Origin of the sequence: Bacillus cereus group sp. BfR-BA-01492, assembly GCF_022662815.1 — a bacterium.
Classification (GTDB): Bacteria; Bacillota; Bacilli; order Bacillales; family Bacillaceae_G; genus Bacillus_A; species Bacillus_A cereus_BD.
Window position 1 is genome coordinate 1 of sequence record NZ_JAKUEH010000038.1, and the last position, 3,445, is coordinate 3,445.

A 3,445-nucleotide genomic window follows, 5' to 3' on the forward strand; every position below is an offset into this window, starting at 1 on the left:
ATCTTTTTAAATTCTGCATTAAATTTCTTGTTTGCCATACGGACACTTCCTCCTTGAAATCCATTGTAAGGACTTAACTAAGTTGTGTCCATATGACTATACTAACTCCACTTACGAGTTTGTACGAGTTCGTTAGTTTAATGTCCATTCCATGTGTTTATATTTATCGCCCGGTAAAATGTCATCTCGCCTAAGCTCGTACTTTGTTTTCTATTCTATCATTGTACATTGTACCCCATGATGGTCCAACCATCATGAAGTACGTACTTTCTAACAGCCTATTATTTTCCTGTACACTTCATAATACGTTTTAAATTAATTACAGCCAATACTTTGTCACTCCTGTATGCAAATGCTGTAATCTTTATAAGTCACTAAATACTATCCAAATGCTATTCTACAAATGGATGCTAAAACTTTCATGAGTTATTAATTCAATTTAAATATATCTATTACTATAAATTTTTTAAAGTTTATTATTTTTTACTTCCTCAAACCACTCATCAGCAAAATCATCAGCCGTTTTTATATCCTCATTTGTATGTATTAAATCATACTTATATTCAGCTTTAAACTTGCCACTCTTAGCATCGTATATTAATTTCATCTCAGTTGGCATATCTTTTTCGTATTCTTTGCATAATGTTTCAATTTCTTCGATATCTTCACCTATAATTTGTAGCACCTGAAACATTCGTTCTGGCGATACATCATATTTTTCTTCTTCATTTTCCAATGCATCATTAACCTTATGACACTCTACATACTTATTGTTAATTAAATAAAAGAAACTACTAGATATCATATCTTCTTCACATGAAGCGTAAACATATACTTTATCGGCTCTATTTTCAACATATTCCATACATATGGATATCATATCAGCTTGCAATTCACTAAATCTATCTTCAAATTCTTTCATACTACATTACACTCCTTTTATAAATTTTTAAATTTCGCACTGCCTGGCTTACCATCTATAGTGTAATTAACTATAAATTTGTCTGGACGCACATCATTCCCAGAGTATATTATATCAACCTTAACTGTTACTTTTTTGGGTGGTGTTTCTTTTAAAGCTGCAGCCCATTTATCTTCAACTTTTTTATATTTTTTTAAATTAACATCAGATAATTGCGAAACTAGATTGTCAATTTTAGGCGAGCCTCCAAACCTATCACCTGCCAAATGCCCAGCATGGTCTTGTCCTTTTACTTTTCCTGGTGTATTCTTGCTATGTGATAATCTCTTCTCTCTCTCTCAGTTAATTGTAACTTATCTGTTTCAAATTTTTCAATTCTCCCAAGATTATCTGTTTCGTAAAAGTAATCATACTCTCCCGTTTTATACCTAATATCAGGCTTTAACCTATTTTTTCTTCCATTTGTAAACTGTTCCCCTTTGTCCACAAATGTTTTAACTTCACTTACAGTACTACCTTTACCAGTACCCTATGTTGTAATCTTAAACCCTCACAATAAAAAAGCAAACCATGTACACCTTATTAAACTACTTCTTTTTCTTCCACTACCGGCAATTCATAAGCTGTTTTATATTTCATCATGCCATATATAATATTTACAAGCCTTCTCATAATACATACCAATGCTTGTCCTTTTGTTTTTCCTTCTTTAAGCTTCTTTTGATAGTACGCATGAAACACTGGATTTCGTGGCATATTACTGCCTTTTGCTACTTGTACTTGCTGTACTGCTAAATTATAAAATAAAGCGTGTAGCGCCCTGTTTCCTTGTTTGCTTTTATGTGTCTTACCTTTCCCACCAGAACCAAAGTAAACAGGCGCAATCCCCGCAAATCTTGCTAATTTGTTCGCATTTAAAAATCTTCTTACATCTCCAATTTCTGCAATTAATGCTGATGCCGTCACAAGTTCTATTCCCGGCATCGTTTCTAATTGATAATCTAGTAGTTTTACTAGCTGTTTTAATTCTCTCTCGATGTATTTCATTTCTGTCTTTTTAAACTCAATCTCCCGTACAATACTTCTTACTAAAAAGTTTCGTGTTTCTTGATATTCCTTCATTATATGTCCATCTTCTTTTACAAGTTTTAATATGTCGCTTGCTTTCTTTACTGAACATGTATTGTTGCTAACATCTAATAAAAAAGCTGTTAATTGCTTTATATTTGCCCCCTCTAAACAAGAGGGTGACGGATATTGCTGCCAAAACGCTAATGCTGTTTTTCCATCTAACTCTGAGAAAAACTTTTTATAACTTGGATAATGGTGGTTTAATTGAATATGTAATTGGTTCTTTAACGCACTTTGTGCTTTTACTAATGCATTCCTTCTTGAAACTAGTTGTTGTATCGACCAAAATAAATCGTTTGGCTTTGCATCTGGCAATTGATTAAATTTGTTTACCAATATGCGTGCTACACATTCCGCATCCCAGCTATCGTTCTTTTTAATCATTACCTCACTTTTGCGTTCTAAAAATGATAAAGCTGGATTTACTTCTTTTACTACCTGTTCGTGATCTACTAAATATTTCGCTAATGCTCTTCCATAACCACCAACATCTTCTAAACCAAATACAACAGTTATCCCATCACACACATATGTCTCTACTTCTAGTAAAAACTTCGAAAATGCAGATGGTTTATTCTCAAATTGTATTTCTCCTAATTTCTCTTGCCAACAATTAATAATAACAGCCGTATGATGCTCCTTATGTAAATCTACTCCTACATACAAATAGTTCTGTCTATTCTGCATAACTCATCCCTCTATTCAATGATTTAGTCATATAAAAAAATGTCGGCAACCTTAGTTCGAGCGTTCATCTTTCGATGCGCATAGGTACGCAAGCCTATCCATTTTTCATAACTCTAGTAGTATGTATAGTAAAATGAGCTAATTTTTTAAGTGAGTTTATAAAATAATTGCTGGATGTTTCCCATTTGTTTGTATTTGCCCGTATGTATATACCCCTCGATAAAAGTTCTCTCGGTCTAACATGCGTTTCACTTGTACTTTCGTAAACCGCTTCCCTTTCTCTGTACAATAGCCTTCCATATTCAGTCTTTCTGCCAATTGAGTAAGTGACCAATGCTTAAAAAAGTGTCGTAGCTCAAATAGTCTACGTACAACGATTGCTTTATTAGTATCCACTTCTAACACTTTTTGTCCTTTATTTGCTCTGTAACCAAACATCACACCGCCACCCGCATATCCACCTTGTTCCGCTTTCTTCTTTCTGCCTCTACTTAGCTTTAATGCAATCTCAAGACGTTGATATTGATCTAATAGCTCTAACATACCATTCACTAAAAAGTCATTCGCATCATGTGCATATATACTGTAATTTGGTTGTTCAATTGCTTTTACATCTATCTTGTATTTCTTTAACTCTCGTTGTATTAACACTTTTGCCATATCAGAGCGCCATAACCGAGATGTATTGAGTACAATAACTTTGCT

3 protein-coding genes and 1 pseudogene are annotated in these 3,445 nt (G+C 33.5%); all 4 read right to left on the minus strand.

The genetic code is table 11. From position 1 onward, the window contains the following. Positions 1 to 466: 466 nt before the first annotated feature. Positions 467 to 922 (minus strand): immunity protein YezG family protein, encoded by a 456-nt coding sequence (locus tag MR063_RS21325; RefSeq protein ID WP_049112854.1) that lies wholly within the window; start codon positions 920 to 922, stop codon positions 467 to 469. Between the two features lie 17 nt (positions 923 to 939). Next, a pseudogene (locus tag MR063_RS21330) lies at positions 940 to 1,197 on the minus strand (DNA/RNA non-specific endonuclease); the annotation flags it as partial. Positions 1,198 to 1,504: 307 nt separating this feature from the next. After that, on the minus strand, positions 1,505 to 2,740 hold the full coding sequence (locus tag MR063_RS21335; RefSeq protein ID WP_242201310.1) for an IS110 family RNA-guided transposase: 1,236 nt from the start codon (positions 2,738 to 2,740) through the stop codon (positions 1,505 to 1,507). Between the two features lie 156 nt (positions 2,741 to 2,896). After that, on the minus strand, positions 2,897 to 3,445 hold a 549-nt coding region (locus tag MR063_RS21340), incomplete at its 5' end, for a recombinase family protein (protein ID WP_242201313.1).

Bases quoted from the DNA above. Each gene is read 5' to 3' on its own strand.
- MR063_RS21325 (WP_049112854.1), bottom strand. From the start codon at position 922: ATGAAAGAATTTGAAGATAGATTTAGTGAATTGCAAGCTGATATGATA.
- MR063_RS21335 (WP_242201310.1), bottom strand. From the start codon at position 2,740: ATGCAGAATAGACAGAACTATTTGTATGTAGGAGTAGATTTACATAAG.